This window comes from Oerskovia sp. NPDC060287 (genome assembly GCF_042726775.1).
Classification (GTDB): domain Bacteria; phylum Actinomycetota; class Actinomycetes; order Actinomycetales; family Cellulomonadaceae; genus Oerskovia; species Oerskovia merdavium.
In genome coordinates this window covers 1-6,052 of sequence record NZ_JBHXBO010000243.1, presented here as the reverse complement: position 1 = coordinate 6,052, position 6,052 = coordinate 1, and the positions used below count along the sequence as shown (strand labels likewise).

The following is a 6,052-nucleotide window of genomic DNA, read 5'->3' as shown; positions in this document are numbered from 1 at the left end:
GGGGGGTGTGGTGGGCTCTTTGTTGTTTACAAGCCACCCCCGTCCCGCGCGGGACGGCGACCTTCTCTCCGTTCGCTGCGACCTCTCCGTCCGCTGCGACGGCGGCCCCGGTCGCGCGGCCCGGGTCAGGCGGCCCGGGCCGCGTCGAGCAACCGGTCCTCGCACCAGCGCTGCGCGTCCTCGAACGTCGTGAACTCCCCGTCGACGCCTGGCAGCAAGCCGCGCTCGAACGGGTCGACCACCACGACGTGCACGCCCTGCCCCTGCAGGCGTGTGACGAGCCCGCGCAGGAGCTGTGCCCCGAGCGTCACGACACGAGACGTGCGGTGCAGGTCCAGGATCAGCCACCGTTCGCCGCTCGGCAGGGGCGACGGCAGCTCGTCGACCGAGCGCAGGATCGTCTCGGCTGCCGCGAACTCGACCGTGCCCTGGACGGCCCGCACCGAGATCGCCGAGCCCAGGTCCCGCAGGCGGCGGAGCTGGGAGGGAGTGCGGTGCGCGAGCTGGCGAAGCCGGTCGGCGCGCGTGCTCCGGTAGAGCGTCGGCACGTCGCGGTCGGGGCGGTGCATGAGGTGCAGGTCGAACTGCCGGGAGATCTCCTGCGCGGCCGCGACCGAGCGCACGCTGTTGCCGCGTGCGTCGAGCGGCGGGCTGAACAGGCCCAGGCCGAACTGCCCCACACCGACCGACACGAGCCCGCCCGAGACGCCGCTCTTGGCCGGCAGCCCGGCCCGCAGCAGCCACTCGCCCGCGTAGTCGTACATGCCGCTCGTGGCCATGACGGCCAGGACCCACTCGGTCACGATCTCGTCGACCACACGCTCGCCCGAGACCGGGTTGACGCCTCCGTTCGCCAGCGTCGCCGACATCACCGCGAGGTCCCGGGCCGTGACGAGCACCGAGCACTGGCGGAAGTAGGTGTCGAGCGTCGCCTCGACGTCCGCGGTGAGCGAGCCAGCGCTGTGCATGAGGTAGGCGATCGCGCGGTTGCGGTCCCCGGTCTCGGACTCGCTCACGTAGACGCGCCCGTCGACGTCGAGCGGGCGGCCCGCGAACGCGCCGAGCAGGTCGAGGATGCGCGCGAAGCGCTCCTCCTCGGAGGCCCCGCGGACCAGGGACGTCGTGACGATCGCGCCCGCGTTGACCATCGGGTTGGGCGGGCGCCCCGTGGCGGGGTCGAGGCGGATCGAGTTGAACCCCTCGCCGCTCGGCTCGGCGCCCACGTACTCGAGGACCTCGGCGAGCCCGCGGTCCATGAGGGCAAGGGCGAACACGAACGGCTTGGACAGCGACTGGATGGTGAAGGGGGCGTCCGCGTCGCCCGCGGTGTAGATGCTGCCCGTGACCCCTGCGAGGGCCACGCCGAACAGTGAGCGGTCGGCCGTGGCGAGCTCGGGGATGTACGTCGCGACCGTGCCCTCGTCGAGGTCGCGGAACGCCTCGTGGACCGCGGCGAGCGCGTCGGCGATGAGCTCGCTCGCGCCGGTGCGGCCCGGGTCGGGCGTGGGCTGCGGGGAGGAGGACATGTACGCGATTGTGCCCGCGGGGCGTGCTCTGTGCCCGGTGGGGCGACGGCCGCACCGGGCACCGGGGCGGTCGTGTCAGTCGAGCGGCCAGGGGTGGAGGGAAGCCCCGACCACGTTCCAGGCGTTGATCGCGGCGACGGCCCAGACGAGCTCGGCGAGCCCGGTCGGGCCGAAGTGCTCGGCAGCCTCCTCGACGACCTCGGCGGGCACCGGACCCTCGGCGCACCGGGTGGCCGCCTCGGTCAGCGCGAGCGCCGCGCGCTCGCGAGCCGTGAAGAAGGGCGTCTCCCGCCAGACGGACAGGCTCAGGACCCTGCGGAGGTCCTCGCCCGCGGCGATCGCGTCAGCGCTGTGCGTGTCGACGCAGTAGGCGCAGCCGTTGATCTGCGAAGCGCGTGCCGAGACCAGGTCGAGCAGCGCGGGCTCGATCGAGGACTTCCGGGTCGCGGCGGCGAACGACGCCATCGCGCGGCTCATGAGCGGAGCGAGCTCGTCGACGGCGAGGCGGGAGGTGACAGGAACGGTCTGGGGCGTGGTCTCAGTGGTCATGCGTCTGACGGTACGGAGCGTACGGACCAGCGGTAAGGTCCGTTTGCATGAATGATCAGTGGTCCACTTCCGGAGCGGACCTGCACCTCGAGATGGGCGATGGCACCGGGAAGAGGTCCGGTCTCGAGGGCGCGCTGCGTGACGCGATCCGTGCAGGACGGCTCGCCCCCGGCTCCCGACTGCCCTCGACCCGGGCTCTGGCGCACGACCTGGGCTGCGCTCGCGGGACCGTCACTGCGGCGTACGACCAGCTCGTCGCCGAGGGGTACCTCGAGGCCAGGGCAGGGTCAGGGACCCGCGTCGCCGCACTCGATGCCACGCGGGTCTCGTCGGCAAGCGCTGCCCCCCAGGCGCCTCCCGAGCGACGGACGCCGGACCTGCGTCCGGTGCGCATGCTCCGGCTCGTACCGGGCAGCCCCGATGCCACGACGTTCCCCGGCGCCGCGTGGTCCAGGTCCACCCGGGCCGCGCTCGCCACGGCACCGACCGAGGCGTTCGGGGTCGGGGACCCACGGGGTCGGCCCGAGCTGCGCACGGCGCTCGCCGAGTACCTCGCACGCACCCGCGGTGTCGTGGCGGACCCCCGACGCGTCGTGGTCACCACCGGGTACGCCCAGTCGCTCGCGCTGGTCGCTCAGGTGCTCCACGGTGCCGACGTCCGCCACGTCGCGATGGAAGACCCGGGCCTCGGGTTCCACCGTGAGATCGTCCGCCGGGCCGGCCTGGAGGTCCGGGCGCTCCCGGTCGACGGGGACGGGGCGCGAACCGATCTGCTCGCAGGTGCGGGGCTCGACGAGGTGGGCGCCGTCGTCGTGACCCCCGCCCACCAGTACCCGACGGGGTCGACGCTGGCGCCCGCCCGGCGGCGCGCTCTCCTCGACTGGGCTCGGTCGACCGGAGGCCTCGTGATCGAGGACGACTACGACGGCGAGTTCCGCTACGACCGTCAGCCGGTCGGGGCGGTCCAGGGGATCGGCCCGGACGAGGTCGTGTACGCGGGGAGCGTCTCCAAGACGATCGGTCCGGCGGTCCGCCTCGGGTGGATGATCGTTCCCGAGCGGTGGCTCGACGCCGTCGTGGACGCGAAGACCCACGCCGACTACCGGACGGGGAGCGCCGACCAGCTCGCCCTGGCCCACCTGATCGAGTCCCACGGCTACGACCGCCACGTCCGGGCGGTCCGGGGGCGGTACCGCCGACGCAGGGACCTGCTGGTCGGTCGACTGGCGGGACTGGTCGGGGGCGGCGCCGTCCAGGTCTCCGGGATCTCTGCGGGGTTGCACGCGCTCATCGGGCTCCCGGGCGCGGTGGACGAGGCCGCGGTGGTCAGGCGGGCGGCCGACCTCGGCCTGGAGGTCACGGGCCTCGCCGAGCACCGGCACGTGCCGGGCGAGGGCGTGCCCGGGCTCGTCGTCGGCTACGGAACGCCCAGCGAGCCTGAGGTCTCACGGGCGCTCGACCTGCTCGTCCGGGCGCTCGGCGGCCCGTGACGGGCCGCGCACGGCCCCGAGGACCCAGCGGCGATAGGCTGTGGGACGTGATCCCTGCACCTGGTTCCTCGCCCGTCCGCGTCCGCTTCTGTCCGTCGCCCACCGGTACGCCGCACGTCGGCCTCATCCGCACGGCGCTGTTCAACTGGGCGTACGCCCGGCACGTGGGCGGGACGTTCGTCTTCCGCATCGAGGACACCGACGCCGCGCGCGACTCCGAGGAGAGCTACCAGCAGCTCCTCGAGGCGCTGCGCTGGCTCGGCATGGACTGGGACGAGGGCGTCGAGGTCGGCGGTCCGCACGAGCCCTACCGCCAGTCGCAGCGCGGTGACATCTACCAGGACGTCATCCGTCGGCTCGTCGAGGGCGGCTACGCGTACGAGTCCTTCTCGACGCCCGAGGAGATCGAGGCGCGCAACGTCGCGGCCGGTCGGCCCAAGGCCATGGGCTACGACGGGTTCGACCGCACGCTGACCGACGAGCAGAAGGCCGCGTTCCGCGCCGAGGGCCGCGAGCCGGTGCTGCGCATGCGCATGCCGGACACCGACGTGGCGTTCACGGACCTGGTGCGCGGCGAGATCTCGTTCGGTGCGGGCTCGGTCCCGGACTACGTGATCGTGCGTGGCAACGGCCAGCCCCTGTACACGCTGGTCAACCCGGTCGACGACGCCCTCATGGGCATCACGCACGTGCTGCGCGGCGAGGACCTGCTGTCCTCGACCCCGCGCCAGGTCGTCCTGTACCGCGCGCTGCTCGAGCTGGGCGTCGCGCACGTCATGCCCCAGTTCGGCCACCTGCCGTACGTCATGGGCGAGGGCAACAAGAAGCTCTCCAAGCGTGACCCCGAGTCCAACCTGTTCCTGCACAAGGAGCGCGGCTTCACGCCCGAGGGCCTGCTCAACTACCTCGCGCTGCTGGGCTGGAGCATCTCGGCGGACAACGACATCTTCACGGTCGAGGAGATGGTCGCGGCGTTCGACGTCGCCGACGTCAACCCCAACCCCGCCCGTTTCGACCTCAAGAAGGCCGAGGCGATCAACGCGACGCACCTGCGCATGCTGGCGCCCGAGGACTTCCGCGACCGCCTGGTCCCGTACCTGCACCAGGGCGGGTTCGTCCCGGCCGACTCGTTCGCGGACCTCTCGGCCGAGCACCAGGCGCTCGTCACGGCGGGTGCGCCGCTCGTGCAGGAGCGCATGGTCCTGCTCGGCGAGGCCAAGGGCATGCTCGGCTTCCTGTTCGTGGCCGACGACGCCGTGCCCGTCGAGGACGAGGCGCGCGCCGCGCTGCGCGAGGAGGCGCCGGCCGTGCTCGACGCCGCGATCCGCGTGCTCGACGCCCTGGACGACTTCTCGACGGACCTGGTCCAGGAGGCGCTCAAGGCCGTCCTGGTCGAGGAGATGGGCATCAAGCCCCGCTTCGCGTTCACGCCGCTGCGCGTGGCCGTGACGGGACGTCGCGTGTCGCCGCCGCTGTTCGAGTCGATGGAGATCCTCGGCAAGGAGTCCACCCTGGCGCGTCTGCGGGCGCTGCGCGCGTCGCTGTGACCGCGCCCGAACCGGCGCCCGGTACGGTGCTGCCCTCGCTTCCCGACGGCGTCGCTCCCCTCGCGGGGGACGTCGCGCCCGGCGCGGCTGTCGACGGTGTCGACGGGGTCCTGTTCGACGTCGACGACACGCTCGTCGACACCCGCGGCGCGTTCGCGCTCGCGATCGACGCGGTGTGCGAGGTGTACCTGCCCCACCTGCCGGTCGAGAGGTACGGGGAGGTCCTCGCGCTGTGGCGCAGCGACCCGCACGGCTGGTACCGGGCGTACACGCGCGGCGAGCTGACGTTCGACGGCCAGCGCATGCTGCGCGCGAACGAGCTGCAGGAGACGTTCGGCGGAGTGGTCCTCGACGAGGACGGGTACGCGGCGTGGAAGACGGTGTTCTGGGGCACGTTCGAGGAGAGCTGGCGCGCGCACGACGACGCCGCACCGGTCCTCGCGCGGCTCGCCGCCGCAGGGGTCAAGGTGGGTGCGCTGTCCAACGCGTCGGTCGCGCTCCAGACGGACAAGCTGACCCGGTCGGGGCTCTCGGACGTGCCCATGCTCGTGGGCGTCGACACCCTGGGATTCGGCAAGCCGGACCCGCGGGTCTTCGTCGAGGCGTGCGCGCGCCTGGGCACGGACCCGGCGCGCACGGTCTACGTGGGCGACGAGCTCGACGTCGACGCGCGGGCCGCGGCTGCCGCGGGCCTGACGGGCGTGTGGATCGACCGTCCGGGCACCCGGCGTGGTGGCCCGCACGAGGAGGACCCCGAGGCCGCGCGCGCGGCGGGGGTGCACGTCGTGGCGACGCTCGACGAGGTCGGCGACCTGGTGCTCGCGGGGCGCTGACCGTCGGACTTCTGCCTGTGCCGCCCGTCCTGCGGTGCGAGGTGCGACGTCTTGCCGGGCGCGAGGTAGAACGTGCTGCGCGAGGTAGTGCGCGGCGCGTCCTACCT

5 protein-coding genes are annotated in these 6,052 nt (G+C 73.1%); 3 read left to right on the top strand and 2 right to left on the bottom strand.

The features are described 5' to 3' along the window. Positions 1-125: 125 nt before the first annotated feature. On the bottom strand, positions 126-1,526 hold the full coding sequence (gene glsA, locus ACFWFR_RS16575) for a glutaminase A (RefSeq protein WP_377623692.1): 1,401 nt from the start codon (positions 1,524-1,526) through the stop codon (positions 126-128). Positions 1,527-1,601: 75 nt separating this feature from the next. Beyond that, the gene (locus ACFWFR_RS16570) at positions 1,602-2,075 is read right to left on the bottom strand and encodes a carboxymuconolactone decarboxylase family protein (RefSeq protein WP_377623690.1); all 474 of its coding nucleotides are present in this window, start codon (positions 2,073-2,075) and stop codon (positions 1,602-1,604) included. Between the two features lie 47 nt (positions 2,076-2,122). Between ACFWFR_RS16570 and ACFWFR_RS16565 the strand changes: the two genes are divergently transcribed. From ACFWFR_RS16565 to ACFWFR_RS16555, 3 genes are read left to right on the top strand one after another with little or no spacing between them, the layout of a single operon-like run. Then, positions 2,123-3,565: a PLP-dependent aminotransferase family protein gene (locus ACFWFR_RS16565; RefSeq protein ID WP_377623688.1), complete on the top strand. Its 1,443-nt coding sequence runs from the start codon at positions 2,123-2,125 to the stop codon at positions 3,563-3,565. A 47-nt stretch (positions 3,566-3,612) separates the two neighbouring features. Further along, positions 3,613-5,112 (top strand): glutamate--tRNA ligase, encoded by a 1,500-nt coding sequence (gltX, locus tag ACFWFR_RS16560; protein ID WP_377623687.1) that lies wholly within the window; start codon positions 3,613-3,615, stop codon positions 5,110-5,112. Continuing rightward, entirely contained in the window at positions 5,109-5,945 is an 837-nt protein-coding gene (locus ACFWFR_RS16555) for an HAD family hydrolase (protein WP_377623685.1), read from the top strand. Before gltX ends, ACFWFR_RS16555 begins: the two co-directional genes overlap by 4 nt. The last annotated feature ends 107 nt before the right edge of the window (positions 5,946-6,052 follow it).

What these genes read in the sequence shown, in the direction of transcription:
- glsA (WP_377623692.1), bottom strand. Translation starts at nt 1,526, where the DNA reads ATGTCCTCCTCCCCGCAGCCCACGCCCGACCCGGGCCGCACCGGCGCG.
- ACFWFR_RS16570 (WP_377623690.1), bottom strand. Translation starts at nt 2,075, where the DNA reads ATGACCACTGAGACCACGCCCCAGACCGTTCCTGTCACCTCCCGCCTC.
- ACFWFR_RS16565 (WP_377623688.1), top strand. Translation starts at nt 2,123, where the DNA reads ATGAATGATCAGTGGTCCACTTCCGGAGCGGACCTGCACCTCGAGATG.